The organism is Allokutzneria multivorans (assembly GCF_039537405.1).
Taxonomy (GTDB): Bacteria; Actinomycetota; Actinomycetes; order Mycobacteriales; family Pseudonocardiaceae; genus Allokutzneria; species Allokutzneria multivorans.
In genome coordinates this window covers 20,348-38,445 of the sequence record NZ_BAABAL010000017.1, presented here as the reverse complement: position 1 = coordinate 38,445, position 18,098 = coordinate 20,348, and the positions used below count along the sequence as shown (strand labels likewise).

The 18,098-nt window shown below is 67.3% G+C and carries 17 protein-coding genes; 12 read left to right on the top strand and 5 right to left on the bottom strand.

Translation table 11 applies throughout. From position 1 onward, the window contains the following. Positions 1-8 precede the first annotated feature (8 nt). Positions 9-1,631: a bis-aminopropyl spermidine synthase family protein gene (locus ABD798_RS21290; RefSeq protein ID WP_344877498.1), complete on the top strand. Its 1,623-nt coding sequence runs from the start codon at positions 9-11 to the stop codon at positions 1,629-1,631. 15 nt (positions 1,632-1,646) lie between these two features. Here ABD798_RS21290 and ABD798_RS21285 read toward each other — a convergent pair whose 3' ends face one another. Both ABD798_RS21285 and ABD798_RS21280 read right to left on the bottom strand, forming a co-directional pair. After that, positions 1,647-4,835, bottom strand: a complete 3,189-nt coding sequence (locus tag ABD798_RS21285) for a sensor domain-containing protein (protein ID WP_344877496.1) — start codon at positions 4,833-4,835, stop codon at positions 1,647-1,649. A gap of 283 nt (positions 4,836-5,118) precedes the next feature. Next, positions 5,119-6,309: an NAD(P)-dependent malic enzyme gene (locus tag ABD798_RS21280; protein WP_344877493.1), complete on the bottom strand. Its 1,191-nt coding sequence runs from the start codon at positions 6,307-6,309 to the stop codon at positions 5,119-5,121. A gap of 332 nt (positions 6,310-6,641) precedes the next feature. On the opposite strand from ABD798_RS21280, the gene ABD798_RS21275 reads away from it, so the two are divergent. Continuing rightward, a complete protein-coding gene (locus ABD798_RS21275) occupies positions 6,642-7,262 on the top strand; it encodes a dTDP-4-dehydrorhamnose 3,5-epimerase family protein (RefSeq protein WP_344877491.1) in 621 nt (206 codons plus the stop codon). Here the strand turns inward: ABD798_RS21275 and ABD798_RS21270 are convergent. Next, the gene (locus tag ABD798_RS21270) at positions 7,259-7,549 is read right to left on the bottom strand and encodes a S26 family signal peptidase (RefSeq protein WP_344877489.1); all 291 of its coding nucleotides are present in this window, start codon (positions 7,547-7,549) and stop codon (positions 7,259-7,261) included. The genes ABD798_RS21275 and ABD798_RS21270 overlap by 4 nt on opposite strands. An 82-nt stretch (positions 7,550-7,631) precedes the next feature. Between ABD798_RS21270 and sodN the strand changes: the two genes are divergently transcribed. Both sodN and ABD798_RS21260 read left to right on the top strand, forming a co-directional pair. Continuing rightward, on the top strand, positions 7,632-8,042 hold the full coding sequence (gene sodN / locus ABD798_RS21265; RefSeq protein WP_254235439.1) for a superoxide dismutase, Ni: 411 nt from the start codon (positions 7,632-7,634) through the stop codon (positions 8,040-8,042). Between the two features lie 425 nt (positions 8,043-8,467). Continuing rightward, positions 8,468-9,172, top strand: a complete 705-nt coding sequence (locus ABD798_RS21260) for a hypothetical protein (protein WP_344877485.1) — start codon at positions 8,468-8,470, stop codon at positions 9,170-9,172. A 196-nt stretch (positions 9,173-9,368) separates the two neighbouring features. Here ABD798_RS21260 and ABD798_RS21255 read toward each other — a convergent pair whose 3' ends face one another. Together ABD798_RS21255 and ABD798_RS21250 are read right to left on the bottom strand one after the other, a co-directional pair. Beyond that, the gene (locus tag ABD798_RS21255) at positions 9,369-10,973 is read right to left on the bottom strand and encodes a hypothetical protein (protein ID WP_344877483.1); all 1,605 of its coding nucleotides are present in this window, start codon (positions 10,971-10,973) and stop codon (positions 9,369-9,371) included. 525 nt (positions 10,974-11,498) lie between these two features. Beyond that, positions 11,499-12,329, bottom strand: coding sequence for an AbiTii domain-containing protein (locus ABD798_RS21250; protein ID WP_344877481.1), 831 nt, complete (start codon positions 12,327-12,329; stop codon positions 11,499-11,501). Between the two features lie 291 nt (positions 12,330-12,620). Between ABD798_RS21250 and ABD798_RS21245 the strand changes: the two genes are divergently transcribed. The 8 genes from ABD798_RS21245 (at position 12,621) to ABD798_RS21215 (ending at position 18,097) form a co-directional block, all read left to right on the top strand. Continuing rightward, positions 12,621-13,859 carry a helix-turn-helix domain-containing protein gene (locus tag ABD798_RS21245; RefSeq protein WP_344877479.1) on the top strand — a complete coding sequence of 413 codons (1,239 nt, stop codon included), beginning with the start codon at positions 12,621-12,623 and terminating at the stop codon, positions 13,857-13,859. A 2-nt stretch (positions 13,860-13,861) separates the two neighbouring features. Beyond that, positions 13,862-14,410, top strand: coding sequence for a flavoprotein (locus ABD798_RS21240; RefSeq protein WP_344877477.1), 549 nt, complete (start codon positions 13,862-13,864; stop codon positions 14,408-14,410). Positions 14,411-14,495: 85 nt separating this feature from the next. Continuing rightward, on the top strand, positions 14,496-14,714 hold the full coding sequence (locus tag ABD798_RS37240; protein WP_425549250.1) for an AMED_5909 family protein: 219 nt from the start codon (positions 14,496-14,498) through the stop codon (positions 14,712-14,714). Between the two features lie 18 nt (positions 14,715-14,732). After that, positions 14,733-15,173 (top strand): GNAT family N-acetyltransferase, encoded by a 441-nt coding sequence (locus tag ABD798_RS21235; protein ID WP_344877475.1) that lies wholly within the window; start codon positions 14,733-14,735, stop codon positions 15,171-15,173. Positions 15,174-15,216: 43 nt separating this feature from the next. Next, positions 15,217-15,966: a hypothetical protein gene (locus tag ABD798_RS21230; RefSeq protein ID WP_344877473.1), complete on the top strand. Its 750-nt coding sequence runs from the start codon at positions 15,217-15,219 to the stop codon at positions 15,964-15,966. 16 nt (positions 15,967-15,982) lie between these two features. Beyond that, positions 15,983-17,002, top strand: coding sequence for an iron-siderophore ABC transporter substrate-binding protein (locus ABD798_RS21225; protein WP_344877471.1), 1,020 nt, complete (start codon positions 15,983-15,985; stop codon positions 17,000-17,002). Between the two features lie 12 nt (positions 17,003-17,014). Continuing rightward, complete coding sequence (locus ABD798_RS21220; RefSeq protein WP_344877469.1) at positions 17,015-17,608, top strand: acid phosphatase; 594 nt, start codon at positions 17,015-17,017, stop codon at positions 17,606-17,608. Between the two features lie 12 nt (positions 17,609-17,620). Beyond that, entirely contained in the window at positions 17,621-18,097 is a 477-nt protein-coding gene (locus ABD798_RS21215) for a GNAT family N-acetyltransferase (protein WP_344877467.1), read from the top strand. The last annotated feature ends 1 nt before the right edge of the window (position 18,098 follow it).

The window sequence follows — 18,098 nt, the reverse complement described above, 5'->3', positions numbered from 1 at the left end:
AACAGTTTGTGACCACCGATGACCCCGTGCAGCGCGTCTCGACCCTCCTCGCCGACCACGGAGTCCACGGCCGCAGGCTGCGGATCGTCGTGGCGCTGCTCACGTCGGGCTGGCAGTCGCTGGCCGAACTCGTGCGCCAGCCCGCCGTCCCGCGCCGCACCGTCGAGGAGCTGCTGGCCGCCATGGGGCCGGACATCGAGCGCGACGGCGACCGCCACCGCATCCACCCGTGGCGCACCACCGTGTACCGCGAGCACCTCGAACTGGGCACGGAGTTGGGCAATGCCCTGAACCACACCGATCCGCTCGAAGCCGCCGCGCAGGCGCACGAGGAGATGGTCACGCGGATCAAGCAGGACATCCACGCGGTGCCCGCTCCGATGCCCGCGCTGGACCACGTCGCCGCGACCGCGCAAACGATGTTGCGGCGCGCGATGTGGCTGGACGAGCAGTACACGCTCTCCGGAGCGCGGTTGCTGTGCCTGGGCGACCACGACCTCACCTCGCTCGCGGTGTGCGCGGTGCGGCCGGACCTCGAAGTGCTCGTCGTCGATCTGGACGAGCGCGTGCTGGAGTTCATCGACACCCGCGCGGCCGAACGCGGCTTCAACATCCGCTGCGTGCACGCGGACTTCCGCTTCGGCCTGCCGCCCGCCGCGCAGGGCTGGGCGGACCTCGTGTTCACCGATCCTCCTTACACCCCAGAGGGAATCGGCCTTTTCGTCGCGCGCGCCGCGTCGTGCCTGCGCGATGTCGACAGGGGCCGCATCCTGCTCGCGTACGGCTTCAGCGAGCGCAATCCCACGCTCGGGCTGAAGGTGCAGCAGGAGATCATGCAGCTCGGCGTGCTGTTCGAGGCGATCCTGCCGCGCTTCAACCGCTACCACGGCGCGCAGGCCGTCGGCAGCGCCAGCGAGCTGTACGTGCTGCGCGCGACCTCCAAGACGCGCAAGCTCATCGAGCGCCCGGCGAGCACGGCCATCTACACGCATGGTCCGCAATCGGTCGAGGCGCAGGACAAAACCGCTTCGGCGAACCTGGAGTCGTTGCGCGCCAAGGCTTCCGCCGACGGCAAGCTCAAGGTCGACGACGTGCGCGGTCCCGCGTGGGACAAGCCGATCAACGCCGCCGAGGACACCGCGCTGGCCATCAACGCGACCGGCGACCCCGGCCCGTGGCTGCTGCGCGTGCTGCTCGCCGCGTCAGCGCCGCGCGTGGCCGTGCTCGTCGCCAACAACCACCTGGACCTCTCCAACCAGGTGGGTCAGCGCGCGCTCACCGCCGCGCTGCGGCACAAGTACCGCCTGCGTTTCCTGCGCAGCACCCCCGACGACCGCTCAGCCGTGGTGGTCGCCGAGCAGATCCCCGCCAGCCGCCTGGACGCGGGCGAGCGGTTGGCCCGGCACATCCTCGACCGAGCCCACGGCAAGGTGGGAAACCTCTGGCGCGAGGGCTTGATCAGCACCGCCAAGGCCACCGGCATCACGTTGACCCGCAACGCCGCCCGCGACCTGGTGGCCGAGGCCGCCCCCAACCCCACCGACCTCAACCTCCGCCTGATCGACATCCCCAGGCACCGCATCGCCCCCCTGCTCGACGCGATCACCGCCTCAGCCGCCGACCTCTCCTGACGGGCGGAGTGCGGGTCACCCGGCGCGGGGGACGTGCAGCGGGCCGAGGGAGAGCACCGCGCGGAACTCGCGGGGCGGCACGGCGCGGGAGAACAACCAGCCCTGGTAGGCGTCCACCCCGACGCCCTGGAGGATGTGGAACTGCATCGCGGTCTCCACGCCCTCCGCAACGCAGCTGCGGCCCATGGCGCGCGCCATGTCCACGACCGCCTGCGCCACGGCGAAGTCCGACGGGTCCTTGCCGACCCCGGAGACGAAGCGCCGGTCCACCTTGATGATCTGCGCGGGCAGGTCCTTGAGCCGGGCCAGCGACGAGTAGCCGGTGCCGAAGTCGTCGACGGCGAAGCGCACGCCGCGCTCCACCAGCTCCGCCATGGCCTGCCGGGTCCGCGACGGCAGGTCGACGAGGCTGGTCTCCACCAGCTCCAGGATCACGCGGTCCCAGGCGATCCCGCTCTCCGCCACCGCCGTCGCGACGATGTCCACGAAGTCGGGGTCGCCGGGCAGCAGGCCCGCGAGGTTCACCGCGACCGCGACCGGCTTGCCGTCGGGCTCGGGCCAGGCCGAAGCCTCCTTCAGAGCCGTCCGCAGCACCCAGCGGTCGAGTTCCTTCATCAGGTCGCCCTGCTCGGCCACCGGCAGGAACACATCCGGTGACAGCAGCCCGCGATCGGGGTGCGGCCACCGCACGAGCGCCTCCGCCGTGACCACGCGGCCGTCCGGCCCCACGACCGGCTGGTAGTGCAGCACGAGGCCGTCGCGGTTGAGCGCCTCGCGCAGCTGGCCCTCCAGGTGCACCTGCCAGTCCGCCGAGGCCATGAGCGCCGCGCTGGCGAGGGAAACCCGCCCGGCACCACGGCGCTTCGCCTCGAACATCGCGGCGTCGGCGAAGCGCAGCAGGTCGTCGCCGGTCGCACGCGCGCCGTTGGGGATCGCCGCGCCGATCGACGCGGAGACCCGGACCAGCTGGCCGTGTACCGGAACCACGGTCCGCAGCAGGCTGGAAACCTTGGTGGCCAGGGCATCCACGCCGCCGACCGCCTCGATGTCGGCGCAGATGATCACGTACTCGTCGCCGGAGAGCCGGGCCGCCGTGCACCCCTTGGGCAGGCCGCCCTCAAGCCTGCGCGCGAGCACCACGAGCAGCTCGTCACCGGCGTCGTGACCGAGGGAGTCGTTGACCCGCTTGAAGTTGTCGATGTCGCAGAACAGCACCGCGACCCGGCTCGGCTCGTCCTGCTGCAACAGCTCCGCGAGCAGTTCCTTCACGGCACTGCGGTTCGGCAGGCCGGTGAGGTCGTCGTGCGTCGCCTGGTGCTTCAGGGCTTCCGCGGTGCGCCGCCGCTCGGTGATGTCCTGGAACACCACGAGCCAGAACCGCCGCCCGTCGTCCTGCACCGACAGCGCCACGTGCAGCTCGCAGTAGACCGGCTCGCCGTCGGAGCGCTGCAACAACCGCTGCGGGATCTTGTAGCTGTTCTGCTCGTCGTCGACGGCCTTGTCCGCCATGCGCAGGTGCTGCGCGGGCTCCTCCGGGTGCGCCAGCTGCTCGGCCGTCATACCGCGCATCTGCTCCAGGTCGTAGCCCAGCAGCTCGCACAGCGCGTCGTTGGCGTCGACCAGCCGTTCGCCGTCGTCGAAGATGCCGATGCCGACGGGCGTCACCGAGACGAGGTCGGCGAAGCGCTGGCTCGACCGCTCCATCCTGGTCTCGGTCACCCGCTGCTCGGTCACGTCCTGCGCGGTGCCGACCAGCAGCAGCGGTTCACCGGGGCCGCTGACCGGGGCGCCGTAGCAGCGGAACACCCGCTGCGAGCCGTCCCTGCGGATCAGCTTGTGCTCGCACTCGAAGGGCTGCGCCTCGACGCGGATCTGCTGCCACAGCTCCTCGACCCACGGCCGGTCGTCCGGGTGGATCAGCTCGAAGAAGTCCTCGAAGGTGATGTGCTCGTCGATGGGGACGCCGACGAGTTCCTTGAGCATGTCCGACCACGCCATCTGGTCGGTGGTGGAGTCCCACTCCCAGGTGCCCAGCCGGGCCACCCGCTGCGCGTCGTCCAGCCGCCTGCGCTCGTGCCGCAGCTGGCGCTCCAGCGCGCGCAGGGAGGTCACGTCCTGGACGGTGGCCTGCAACCGGCGCACCTTGCCGTCGTCGCCGTGCTCGGCGCGCACCCGGCAGTTGTAGATCTTGTCGGCCAGCTCGCCCCGGAACTCGACCTCGGCGGTCTCCCCGTGCTCGGCGTGCAGCAGCCGCAGCTGCAGCTCGGCCATCTTCTCCCGGTCGTCCGGGTGCACACCGGAGAGCAGGTCACCGGGCTCGTTGCCGACCTCCCGGAACAGCTCGACCATGACCTCGCTGCGGCGGACGTCGGCCGAGCCCACCTCGTAGGTCCAACTGCCCATCCTGGCGATCCGCTGGGCTTCCAGCAGTCGCCCCTTCTCCTCGGCCAGCTCGTTCTCCACGCGCCATTGGTCGGTGATGTCCCGGATGTAGCCGGTGATCCGGACGGTGCCGCCGCGCTCGTCGCGGACGGTCTCCGCCTCGCCCCGGATGCGCCGCACCTCGCCGTCCGGCCGGACGATCCGGTACTCGATGTCGATCTCCTCGCCCGAGAGCCGGTGGTCGCGCCAGTACGTCGCGACCAGCTCCTGGTCCTCGGGGTGCACGCGGTCGAGCACGGCCTGCGCGCCGGGCACGACATCGCCCGGCCGCAGCCCGAACAGCTCGTAGTGGTTGGGCGACCAGTAGGTCTCGCCCGTTGCCGGGTCCAGCTCCCAGGACGCGATGCCCGCGACCCGCTGGACCTCGTTCAGCCTGCGCTTCTCGTTCCGCAGCGCGTCCGCGGCGCCGGAGAGGTCGGAGACGTCGACCAGCAGCACCAGTTCGGCGGCACCACCCGGCTGGGGCAGGCGCACGGTGCGGACGAGGACCTCGGTGCCGTCGGCGCGGTGCAGTCCGGCGCAGTCACCTGCCTGGGTGAGCAGCTCGGTCAGCGGACCGCCGACGAGATCGGCCGGTCGGTCGACACCCGCCAGCAGCGCGGCGGCCGGGGTGGCCTGGAGCACCACGCCGTCCGGTCCGCAGAGCAGGGCGGGCGCGTCTGGCATGACGACCCCGTTGGCCGAGTGCGGCGCGGCGGCGGCGCCCACGGCGGGGTCGAGCACCCCGGAGGCTCGCCCCGTGCGCTGGACCTGGTCGGCCACGACGTCCACCCTTCGGCATCGACGAGCCCGTCGGTGCCGGAAGGCGGCCCCGGCCGACGGTCGTCTCAGCAGTGCACCCGAGTGACCGGACGGCCCGGGCCACATCCCTCAAGTGCTCACCCGACCGAGTGAAGGTAGCGGTTCTGCGGCGTAACGCCCAGCCCCAGGAAGACGCATTCCGCCGGTGGAGGGCACCCGCTGCCCACCACCGGTGGAAGGGTTTCCACCACCCCCGGCAAGGATCTTGCTGTGTGCCGGAGGGGCTGCTGGTCCCCCGGCGGTCTCAGGCTACCCCGTCCTGCCTAGCCGCTTCCGCGACAGCGGTGGCCACCTCAAGGGCGACGCGGGGGTCCAGTGCGCTCGGAACGATGCGGTCCGCGGCGAGGTCGTCGCAGGCCACGGCATGGATGGCGTCGGCGGCAGCGATCTTCATCCGCTCGGTGATCCGACGGGCGCCCGCGTCGAGGGCTCCCTTGAACACCCCGGGAAACGCCAACACGTTGTTGATCTGGTTCGGGAAGTCGCTGCGCCCGGTGGCCACGATCGAGGCGTGCCGCGCGGCGACCTCGGGGTGGATCTCCGGGTCCGGGTTGGAGAGCGCGAACACGATCGACTCCGGCGCCATGGTGGCGACCAGCTCCTCCGGCACCTTCGAGGAGGAGAGCCCGAGGAACACGTCCGCCCCGCGCAGCGCCTCGGCCAGCCCGCCGCTGAGCCCGCGCGGGTTGGTCACGGCGGCCAGCTCGGTCTTGACCGCGTTCAGCCCGTCCCGGCCCGCGGCGATGATGCCGCGCGAGTCGAGCACCACGACCTCGCCGACCCCGGCGGCGATCAGGATCTTCGCGCAGGCCACACCCGCCGCGCCGGCGCCGGAGACGACGACCTTGAGGTCGCTGAGCGAGCGGCCCTGGACAGCGACGGCGCCCTTGAGCGCGGCGAGCACCACGATCGCGGTGCCGTGCTGGTCGTCGTGCATGACCGGGCAGTCCAGCGCCTCGATCAGCCGCGCCTCCAGCTCGAAGCAGCGCGGCGCGGAGACGTCCTCCAGGTTGACCGCGCCGAAGGACGGGCGCAGCCGGACCAGGGTCTCCACGATCTCGTCGACGTCGGTGGTGTCGAGCACCAGCGGGATCGAGTCCAGCCCGCCGAAGGTCTTGAACAGCGCGGACTTGCCCTCCATCACCGGCAGCGAGGCGCGCGGGCCGATGTCGCCGAGGCCGAGCACGGCGGTGCCGTCGCTGACCACCGCGACCAGGCGACCGGTCCAGGTGTAGCGGGAGGCGAGCGAGGCGTCCTCGGCGATGGCCTTGCTGACGCGGGCCACACCGGGGGTGTAGGCGATGGAGAGGGCGCGCGGGTCGGCGAGCGAGGCGGTCGCGCCGACGGCGAGCTTGCCGCCCTCGTGCGCCTCGAAGATCTCGGCGTCGGTCAGCTCGATCGACGTCGAAACGTTCGGATCATCCACAGTGGTCACAGCGTCCCTCCAGACAGCGGGGGCGGGCCAGAATCGCGCTTCGGCCTCAGAAACTCAGACTAGAAACCGGTCGCCGGACGGGATCGCGTCCAGCTCGACAGGCATGAGGACGTCGACGCAGGAGTGCTCAGGGGTGGTGAGCTCTGCGGCGCCGGGCGTCGGAGTCCGGCCAGTGTGGCAGGCAATCCCTCCGATGTCTGCGGCGGGGATCACATGAGGCGAGAAAGTGACGTCGCAGGTCAGAGGCGTTTTTTACAAGACGACCGTCCGACTTGTTTTGATCTTCGCTGGCCAAGGCGGCGCAACTGGGAGATGTAATAGACTTTTTTGTCGTGCAGGTCCGCAAACTGGCTGTCCCAGACGCCTTCGAGTTCACGCCCCGTTCTTTTCCCGATTCCCGTGGACTCTTCGTCGCCCCGTTCCAGGAGGCGGCGCTGATCGAGGCGACCGGCCACCCGATGCGGCTCGCGCAGACCAACCACAGCGTCTCGGTGCGCGGGGCCATCCGTGGCCTCCACTTCGCCGACACCCCGCCCGGCCAGGCGAAGTACGTCTACTGCCCGCGCGGCGCGCTGATGGACGTCGTCGTTGACCTGCGCGTCGGCTCCCCGACCTTCGGCACCTGGGACGCCGCCCGGCTGGACTCCACCGACTTCCGCGCCGTGTACATCGCCGAGGGCATCGGCCACGCCTTCGTGGCGCTGGAGGAGGACACGGTGATGGCTTACCTGTGCTCCACTCCGTACAACCCGGCGGCCGAGCACGCGGTCAACCCGATGGACCCCATGCTCGGCATCCCGTGGGAGTCCTACCTCGACGGAATCGAGCCCGTCCTGTCCGACAAGGACCGCGGCGCCCCGACTCTGGCCGAGGCCGTCGCCACCGACCTGCTGCCGAAGTACGAGGCGTGCCAGGCGCACTACGCCTCGCTGCGCTCCGTCCTCGTCCCCTAGCGGATTCGCCCCGGGCGCGGACCCAGCCGCCAGCGCAGCACTCCGAGCACTTCGGCCGCGCCGAGCTGCCGCGAGTCCGTCGACCCGAAACCGTTGTCCCCCAACACCCACCAGCCGCCGTCCTGCTCGCGCACGGCCCGCTTCACCGAGAGCTGGCCGGGCCGAGCCGCCCAGCGCACCAGCACCACGTCACCCGGCTCCGGTACCGCGCCCATGCGCACCAGGGCCGTGTCCCCGTCGTAGAGCGCGGGCACCATCGACGGCCCGTTCACCCTCACCCAGCGCACCGTGATCACCTCCCCGCCTGCCGCTCTCACTCGTGCGGAGTAGGGTCCCGCACGTCGGAGCATCCACTGTCAGGGAGGAAAGATGCGACTTCTGTCGCGTGTCCTCGGCCCCCGTCTGGAGGTCACCGCCCACTGCGATCTGCCGTGCGGCGTGTACGACCCGGCCCAGGCCAGGATCGAGGCCGAGTCGGTGAAGGCGATCCAGGACAAGTACCAGTCCAACGAGGACCCCGAGTTCCGCCAGCGCGCCATCGAGATCAAGGAGCAGCGCTGCGAGTTGGTCAAGCACCACCTGTGGGTGCTGTGGACCGACTACTTCAAGCCGCCGCACTTCGAGAAGTACCCGGAGCTGCACGAGCTGTTCAACAAGGCCACCAAGGCCGCGGGCGCCGGCGGGGCCAAGGGCTCCACCGACCCGAAGACCGGCCAGGACCTGCTCGACCTGATCGCCCAGATCGACAAGATTTTCTGGGAGACCAAGGCCGCCGCCTGATCTACCCCCGAAACGGCGCCGTCCCACGCGGATGGCGCCGTTTCTCGTCCTTTGGGGTCGTTTCGCTCGTTGACGATCGCTCGCCGACCGGCGAACGCGTGCGGGTCGATGGCCCAGCAGCACCGGACCTGGTGCGACATCTATTCCATCTGAACCACTACGCTCTTATCGCTGGTCGGTCGGCTCGAAGCGGCCTCGGCACCAAGGCGCAGTCAGAGGTGGTCAAACTATTGAGGCGACTGAAGCGCGACCAAGACCAGTTGCAGTGCTGAGTCTGCGACTGCTCGAGGACACACCGACGTCCTGGCGAACCACGCCAACCCAAGGCCAGCACACGTTTGCCCTGTCGCCCATCTGCGACCACTCAAGTGCGTCAGCGTCAGCCGTACTAGTGACTACCCTGCTCGCCCACTACCGTGTCGTTCATGCCCGAGCTTGAACCGCAGCGTGACGGGATCGCAGCCGAGATCACCAGCAACATGGGAAACGAGTTCGTCAAAGCTGTTGCCCTCTTAAAGGGCATGGACCCGATCACGGCTTCCGCTCTTGGTGGCGCTGCCAGCGGGGCGATCAAAAGCGCGCATGCGGCTTGGGAAGGTGCCATCCGCCGCCGACGTGAACGCATGATGGTTGCTGTCAGTGAGGCGTCTCGCGTAGCAGGCGGTCGGCTTGACGAACTGTTGGTCGCAGCTCTCGACGACGACACGAAGATCGAACTTCTGATTCAGGCTCTTGAGTCGGCGCAGCGGACTGCAGACATCCGGAGAGTGCGCTTCTATGGGCGGATCGCCGCGAAGGGTGCGCTCGCCCAAGACCGTGCAAGCATCGATGCGGCTCAGAGAGTATTCATCAGCCTTGCCGCACTGGACCCAGTCGACATCAAGGTTCTGCTGCACATGGCCCGCAAGACGGACCACAAGTGGCTGAAGTCGGCCGATGCCGACGGACCGAGCCTCGCTGGCGAGCTGCCAGAGGTTCGCCCAGTTCTCGACGCTGTTGTTGCGCGGCTTGAGGGGCAAGGGCTCATCACCAGCAACGCAGGCTCGACCTTTCTTACGAGCCTCCCAACGTGGTGGGTCACGGAGTACGGCCTGTTGTGCGTCAAGGAACTACTTGATCCGTCACAGTGACAAAATCAATAGATAAGCCGCTGAGAGAGTCTGAAGCCCGAACTGATTCGGATGCACCTGGGACGACTCAAAACCAGTCTGAAATCTTCGAGAAGGAACACCCGACGCCGCGCACCTTAACCCGTGCGCAGTCTATAGATCTGCGCACGGGGTCGGCCCCATATTTCAATCGTGCGACATTCAATGCTTGATCGATCTAGAGCAACCGATGAGATGCACGTTCACCAGGCCCCCCAAGGAGCGACAACTCGATCTCCGCCCTAGCCGCTAGCGCAAGTGGAGATATCGAAGGTCTTGCATGTACGGCATGAACGATGCGATCCACCCCTGCTGCTACAAGCCCAGGCGTCGTGCGAAGGGTTGCGGGTAGAGCTACAGAGTCCGACGACGCGGAGTGCATAACACGGTTACGCTGATTATACAAGCGACGCAAAGATGACTGCAAATAGCGTTGCACTCGATCAAGTACAGGCTTGGGATTACGAACTAGCTCAAGCGCCCTCGCGGCGCCAACAGGGTCAGCCTTCGCGACTGCCGGAGGCACATCATGACTGAGCAGATGCCTGTGGATGATAGTAAGCCGCCGATTACTAGTAGCGGCGGACGCAAGCTGCGCAGCAACACGGTCATGCCCCTTGCCTTTCCATACCCACGCCAGATTCGTAAGTTCAGCCCTTGGGTACGAACAAGTGACAATCGCCGCCAACCTGTCGGCTGCCGTTACAGCAGATCGCCTCTGACCTGGCGCAAGCAGGCTTTCCACCGCAGCCCAAGCGCTCGACACGGACGCCCACGAAGTCGACTCATCGAGGACAGAAAGCAACTCCAGCGCGTCATCAAGTCGGGCAGCCTCAGTAGGGAAAGCCTGAACCTGCGAAAAGATCAAATCATGCCGAACGATCGACGGGAGTTTCGCAACAGGTTGCCACGTACGCAATGTACGCCACTTTCCCTCGCTTTCCAGAGCCGCCCGGCCGGACGCTGAAGCGACGTCACCGCCGACCTTCACGCGAGCAATCAGCTTGCGAACGAGTGCGTCAGCTTGAGCAATTGCCGCATATTCATCGCGAGCACACACTTTCAGCCATAGAGCACCAGCGCCTCGACGCTCTCGCTTGAGCCCTGCCAGGTCGCAGTACTCATCGAGCCGCTCTGCGGAAAGGTGCACTTCCTGAAGACTTCTAATTAGGTCGCCAGGAAGTCTCGCAAAGGGCACCAGAACGCGCCACTCGCGAGGCGGGACCAGCAAGGCAGCATGCGCGTCCTTCATAAACTCAGACAATGCGCCCCTAAAGTCTCCACCAGCCTCTTCGGAACGCTTCTGCAGAGACAGGAGCCATCCGTGCACATGATCACCAGAAAGACCGCCATCAAACACGTGTGACGCAACACTGCGAGCGGCCAGCTCGACCGAGACACCTGTTGCCGATGCGAGCGAAAGCTTTCCACCTTCAATAATATCTACCCATTCGAGAAGATACCTGTTATTTATCCTCGTCGCCAGCACTTCCAGCTTCTGAATAGACGCTTCGGCCAGACCCTTTGGCGCGGACTTTGCATTTACTGCAAGGTGTGTTTCCACGAGATCCTTGATGGCGTCAGCGCCGCACCCCGGATCTTGCTTGACCTGCTCAGCTGTGAACTGAGCTACATACTGGAGGCCTTCTAGTGAGCTGACCTCGTCACGCACAAGTTCGTTGTACTCAAGGCACTCACGGATGCTGGCCACACTACCGAGCTGCCAAAGTGCCCTGTTCCAGGAGCTACGGTGATCGGCCAGCTCAAGCAGGCGAGCCAACATGACCTGCTCGGGTGGCAGGTGAGCAGGGGGCTGGTGCGCTGTGCTAGTCAACAGCTATCCTTCCAGGACACGGCTGAACGCCGAGGCCGTGTGGTTTTCTTACAAACGGGAGCCGCCCTACGGGGCCGCTCCCGTTTTTGCGTGACGAAGTCCTACAGAGACTTCAACTGAAGGCGCCTGACCTGCGCGAATGCAGCTACCCGAGGCAGTTGCCCGACCGCGCATCGTTGGCGCGACACGCCGCCACAGCGTTGATCGTGAACCTGGCATGCCGAGGATGCAAGGCTCGGGCTGGCGTGTCGCGCCAAGTCGATCATGTCTGTGACCTGTGGCTGGATTGTCACTGACCGTCCTACGGGCACACACTCTTTCTGCGCATACCCTGTGGGCTGATCGACGCAGTCCAAGCGGCGAGCTGTCCACAGGCGCGGCAGCCGAGCGCCGTATCCGGCTCCTCTAGCCAATCAACCGGCGCTCGTCCCATCTGGAGCACATGCCAAGCAGATGCAAGAACTCCACTGTTGACTAGCCCTCCCAAGGTTTCCAACCGAGCCACGCGAACACTCCTACAACGGCCGCGACGAACGTCGAGAGCGCGACAACCCATCCACGCTTCCGTAGCCGCTTCCACCAACCGCCAGCGGTAGGTGCAGGCTGCGGTGCAACTGTCGAAACCGTCGCGTTCCCCTCAGAGTGTTGATGCCCGACCACCGTCACGGAGTTGCCACTGCCCTCGATTGCCAGGTGGATCGCCCGGTCGGCGCTGGCCTTGTCCGGTAGGTCCTGACCAACGGGAAGTGTGCTCACCAGCTCGGCGACCAGCTCCGCAAGGGTTGTTCGAACCCTGACCAGTAGTCCTTTGATGATGATCGCCGGAACGCTCCAGTAGACGACGCTTACGCTCTGCGCAGGGTGCAGAGCTCCTTGGGCATCGGCTGCGGCGTTGAACTCGGCGACAAGCCGCGATTGGTTCTTCGTGTCGATGATCGAGATCTCAGCGTCTCCGCCTTGCACGAACGCTTCGAGTTCACCAACGCCGGCAGCGATAGGAGCAGCATCGGCGTAGCCAGCTTGCCTTACCCTTGGAGGCATCTGTGCTGGCGGGATCATCTGGGTGAACTCGTTCATCCTGCTCACGACCCTGATGTAGAGCGCTGCGGAGACCTTCCGGTATTCCGGCATGTCGTCCACCGACTTGTAGCCGTTGATCTCCTCGCGAGCCCATGCGCGCAACTTCTCGGAGCCAGTGTGGCCTCCGAGCACAATGCACATCTGCAGCAACGACGAGAGAGATGTCTGCTCATCGAGGACACCTGCCTGAATCTTCGCAAGCAGCCCGCTCGGCTTCGTCGACATCCGTACAGTCTTCCGCACCGGCCTCGATGAAGCCTGCTTCCAGTGGACATGTGGTGGCCTCCTGCGGGGGTTACTGGTCGTGGCCTCGTCCGTCACGGACAGCCGCGGTTGTCTCGCTGGCGCCGACGCGGCCCGTCAGGCCCGCTTGGAGGCGCCGAACAACACCTCTGGGGCTGAGCTATGTGACGGGTGCAGGCACAAACGACCAGCGGCCCCGCAGAGGGCCGCCTTGAAGAAGAAAAGAAACTCTGGACACCGGGGCCTGCGACAGGTGGTTGCTAGCCTGAGTTGGTGCGAGGTGGTGGTGATCAGCTCAGTGTTGGGGAGCGCATTGCCTTCTACCGGCGTCGGCGTGGGCTGTCGCAGGCGGTGCTCGCGGGCCTCGTGGATCGCTCCGAGGACTGGCTGAGCAAGATCGAGCGGGGCGAGCGGGAGATTCGTCGGCTGGACGTGCTTACCGAAGTTGCCAAGGCGCTTCGGGTCACGCTTGGAGACCTGCTCGGCGAGCCGGTGCTGATGGAGGATGACGACAACCACGATGACGTTCCGGCTATCCGTGACGCGCTGATGGCGCCGCGCAGGTTGTCGCGGACGTTGTACTCCTCCGAGATCTCCCCTGAGTACCTCGACCCGGCTCCGGTCGCAGCGCTGACGGAGGCGGTGTGGTCGGACTACCAGCGAGGCGACCTCGGCCGCGTGGTGTCGGCGCTGCCGAACCTGATCAAAACGGCGCAGCGCCTCGAAGTGGCCTCGACTGACGAACCGTCGTACAAGCGTTCGTGTGCTGCGGTGTCGGCTCGGATCCATCATTTGGCCGCGACGGCGTTGAGCAAGATCGGTGAAGCGGACCTTGCCTGGATCGCTGCGGAGAGGGCGACTCAAGCGGCCGACGATGCTGACGATCCGTTGGTGTTGGCCTCGGCCGCGCGCTCAGGAACGCATGCACTGCTTGCGGTTGGGCGGTTCGAAGACGCCTTGGAGCTTGGTGACGCGGCTGCCCGTTGGCTTGCTCCGCGGATGAAAGCTGGGGACCCGGCAGCGTTGAGCCTGTACGGAATGCTGTTCCTGCGTACCGCAGTGGCGGCTGCGCGACACCAAGACAGGTCGACGGCGAACGAACTGCTGAACCGTGCAGAGCAAGCGGCAGAACAGCTTGGTAGGGACGCCAACTACTGGACGACCAGCTTCGGCCCGTCCAACGTGGCTTTGCATCGCGTGTCAGTCGCTCTCGACCTTGGCGACATTGGGCAGGTTGCGGACGCGGGCCTGCACACGAGCACCGAACACCTTCCGCTCGAACGACAGGTGGGCCACATGATCGACGTGGCTCGGGCGCTTAGCTTGGTCGCGAAGGATGACAAGGCTCTGCAGATTCTCTTTACGGCAGAACGGAAAGCGCCCGGGATCGTGCGGCACAGTGCAGTTGTCCGCGAGGTTGTTCGGTCGATTTACCGCCGTTCCCCTGCTACCAGCGGCAAGAAGTCGTCTTCGCTGCTGGCATTCGCTGAGCGTTGTCGGGCGGTGAGGTGACCATGACCGGTCGCGTGCTCGGTGTTGTCGGTTCGGGTGCTGGTGGGGTTGAGGATCTACTTCCCTGTCTTATCCGACCGGCTCAAGAATCGGGCTGGACGGTCGGCGTCACGCTGACACCGACTGCTGGGCGGTGGCTCACCGAAACCGGCGCGCTGGCGGAGATCGAAAGAGCGACCGGGCTCCCGGTGCGGGTCGACCCGCGATCGCCGTCTGAGCGCAGCCCGCATCCGCCCGTCGACTGTTACGTCGTCGCGCCCGCCTCGGCGAACACTATCGCCAAGCTCGCCCTCGGCCTGGCCGACAACCAGGCGCTGACTCAGGTCAACGAAGCGATCGGAACCCACGATCTGCCCGTTGTTGTGTTTCCCCGAGTCAATGCCGCGCACGCCCGGCACCCGGCCTGGAACGACCACCTGGCGGCACTCCGTCGAGCCGGGGTCCATTTGGTCTACGGCGATGAGGTCTGGCCGCTGCACGAGCCGCGCAGTTCTTCAGGGAAGCAACTCCCCTGGTCGGCGGTGCTCGACGCGGTGAACCAGGCTCGGTAACCCCCGGACAGTTTGTCCGGGTTGTTGCCCGACACCCGGTGTCTTCTGTGGTCATCACGCCCGACGGACCCAGACAGGGGAGCGCATGGTGATCAGGCCCACCATTAGGCAGTCGGGGCTGCCGGACCGCTTGGAAGATGCCCGAACGTGGCTACTAGCTCGCTATCCCAACGAACCGAGCGCTTTGAGGAACTGGTACCTGCTACAGGCTGAGGTCTTCGAACACGTGGCAGCAACCGACCATCGTCATGAACACGAAGCAACCGCGCTGGCCTCGATCGCGCGTCAGCGCGTTGAACAATAGGTCAGCGAAGATGGTTTGGTGCACAACGAAGAAGTGAGGGAAGCGGCCGCGATCTGGGCGCGTGCGACGGCTCGCCGCGACGACGAGGCGGAGCCCGCCACGGTGGAGCAGGCCATGCCGGGAATCCTGCGCCGACTCAGCCTGGATGGCGCGGAGCTGATCATGGCGAGGCGCGAGGGCCGGGCGGTGGGGTTCGCGTTGGTGGCGCCTCGGGCGGAGACGGTGGAGGTCTTCTACCTCGCGGTCGACCCGGACGCGTGGGGCGGCGGCGTGGGGAGTGAGCTGCTGCGCGAGGTCGACGAGCACGCGCGCGCCATCGGCCGGGACACGCTCGAACTGTGGGTGATCAACGACAACGAGCGCGCGATCGCGGTGTACGAGCGGGCGGGCTGGGTGGCCACCGGTGAGGTGAGCCAGGAGGCGCGGCCGCACCGCCGCTTCCTGCGTCGTCTCGGTTAAACCCGGGTTTCGGGGCGCGCCTCGGAAATGCCACAGTGGCCGGGTGATCGATGAGCTGCGCGAACGCTGCGCGGGGCTGGCGTTTGCCCCACTACCGGAGCTGGCCGAGGACGCGCCCTCCGGCGACGGCTGGCTCACGGCGGTCGAAATGCGCAAGCACGTCGGCACACTCCTTGCGGCACAAGACAAAGCGATCCCACCGGGCCCGCGCGCGATGGAAGCCGTGCGACTGCTGCTGCGTGAGCTGATCTTCTGCACGGCCGCGTCGGTCTACTTCTTCGAAGCCGCGCCGCGCGTGGACGCCGAGCACTACTGGTTCCACTACGACGGCGAGATCGACCGCAGGCGCATGGTGGTCACAGAGATCGCCGCCGACGACCGCGACCTGGCGCAGGACTTCGTCGCGACAGTCACTCCGCTGGTCATTGAGGTGTGCGCGCAGTCGCGGGTGGGTGCGCGCACGCTGTGGAGCTACGTGATCGACATGGTGCACTTCGGCATGCTGAACCTGGCCAGGCAGTTGGGCCGGGATCGAGCGGCGGCGTGGGCGCGGGCGTCCGAGTTGGCGGAGGAGCTGCACGCGGCAGGCATCCCACGCCGCTCGCGGCCGGTGCTGGCGAGCTACGGCGACTCCGACAGCGAGTCGTGGGGCGTGCGCGGCGCGTGCTGCCTGGACTTCACCGACGGCGTGCAGACGATGTGCCTGACGTGTCCGCTGCTCGACGACGACGCGCGTGGGCAGCTCTGGGCGGTGTCCAAGCTCCGGCAACCGCTGGACATTAGGCAAGCCTAAGAAATACCGTCACGCCGTGTTTCGCGACCTGGATGGCCAGCTCCCGGTGCTCGGCGGCGGCCCGACGACCCCCTACGCCGAACTGACTCGGCGCGGCCTGCTCACGGCAGCCGGTCTGCTCGCCGTCTCCGGCTGTTCGTTCGGCCGCAAGGGCGGCGGCGACAAGCCGATGCGCTCGGTCACGCATCCGCTCGGCACCAGCTCGATCCCGGTCAAGCCGGAGCGCGTGGTGTCGTTGGACAGCAACGGCGGCCTCCAGGTCAGCCTGGAGCTGGGAGTTCCACTCATCGCCTCGGAGACGTTGCAGGGCGGCCAGCCGCTGCCGCCGTACGTGCCCGCGCCCGCCGCCGGGTTCACCGCGCTGGGCTTCAACCAGCTCAACCTGGAGCAGCTCGCCGGACTCCGCCCGGACCTGATCATCGGGAACACCCAGCGGCTCAAGGACAATTACGCGAAGCTGACCGGCATCGCGCCGACGGTGGCCTACGAGAACGCAGGCAGCGGAGTGGGCTGGCAGCAGTCCGTGCGCACCATCGGCGACGTCCTCGGCGCACGCGCGGAGATCGACCGCAGGCTCACCACCCACTCCGAGCGCGTCGCCGCGCTGAGGGCGGAGCACCGCGAGCTGCTGGCGAAGAACTCCTTGGCACTGCTGCGATTCACCAGCAACGAGCTGCGCATCGTGCGCGGGCCGATCTTCGGTTCGGCGGTGCTCTCCGACCTCGGCGCGCGCCGCCCGGCCTCCACCGACCGCTCCTCCCCGAGCGCCACCTACGTGACGTTGAGCGAGGAGAACGTGGGCGTGCTCGCGGACTCCGACGTCCTGCTGTACTTCGTCGGCGGTGGCGGCCTGGTCGACAAGGCGGCGACGACCTTCGACAAGGTCACCAAGGGCGGCATCTGGCAGCAGCTCCCCGCCGTGCGCGCGGGTCGCGTCATCGAGCTGGACCCGGTGTCCTGGTGGGACGGCTACTCCGTGTCGGCCGCGCAGACCTGCCTCGACCAGCTCGACAAGGCGCTCGGCTCGCTCTCTTGACAGACTCGGTGCATGCCGAACGGACTCGTGTACGTGCTGCGGCACGGAGAGACGGAGTGGTCGGCGACCGGCCAGCACACCGGTCGCACGGACATTCCCCTCACCAGCGAAGGAAAGCAGCAGGCCGTCGCCGCGGGCCGGGTGCTCGCCCGGCTCCGCGGCACGGAGAAACCCGCGCTGCTGCTGTCGAGCCCGCGCGAGCGCGCGACGCGGACGGCTGAGCTGGCCGGGCTCGGCACGCCCGACGACGTCACCGAGGACCTCGCGGAGTGGGACTACGGCGACTACGAGGGCCTGACCACCGCGCAGATCCGCGAGACCGTCGAGGACTGGACGGTCTGGACGCACCCGTGCCCGAACGGTGAGACCGCCGACTCCGTGACGGCTCGCGCCGACAAGGTGCTGACGAAGATCCAACCGGCGCTCGCGACCGGCGACGTGGTCCTGATCGGCCACGGTCACTTCAGCCGCGTGCTGGTGGCCAGGTGGGTGGGGCTGCGCGCAGGGGCCGGAGTCGGCTTCGCGATGGGCACGGCCGGTGTCGCCACGCTCGGCTTCGAACGCGGAGTTCCCCAGCTCGTGCACCTCAACCTCCCACCCGTGTAAGGAGATCCGAACGTGTCAGTCCGCCGCATCCAACCGTCCGATGTGGACAGTGTGGTCCGCCTCGTGCACGCGCTCGCCGAGTACGAGAAGGCGCCGCAGGAGTGCCACCTGACCTCCGAGCAGCTGCACGCCTCGCTCTTCGGCGCAGCGCCCGCCGTCTTCGGCCACGTCGCGGAGGTCGACGGCGAGGTCGTCGGGTACTGCCTGTGGTTCCTGAGCTACTCCACCTGGCGCGGCACGCACGGCATCTACATGGAGGACCTCTACGTCGACCCCGCGCGGCGCGGTTCCGGGCTCGGCAAGGCGCTGTTGGTGGAGCTGGCGCGCGAGTGCGTGAGCAAGGGCTACCAGCGCCTGGAGTGGTCGGTGCTGAAGTGGAACACGCCCGCGATCGACTTCTACAAGTCCGTAGGAGCCTTTCCCATGGACGAGTGGGAGATGCACCGCCTCACCGACGCCGCGCTCACCGACTTCGCCGCCAAGGGCTGAC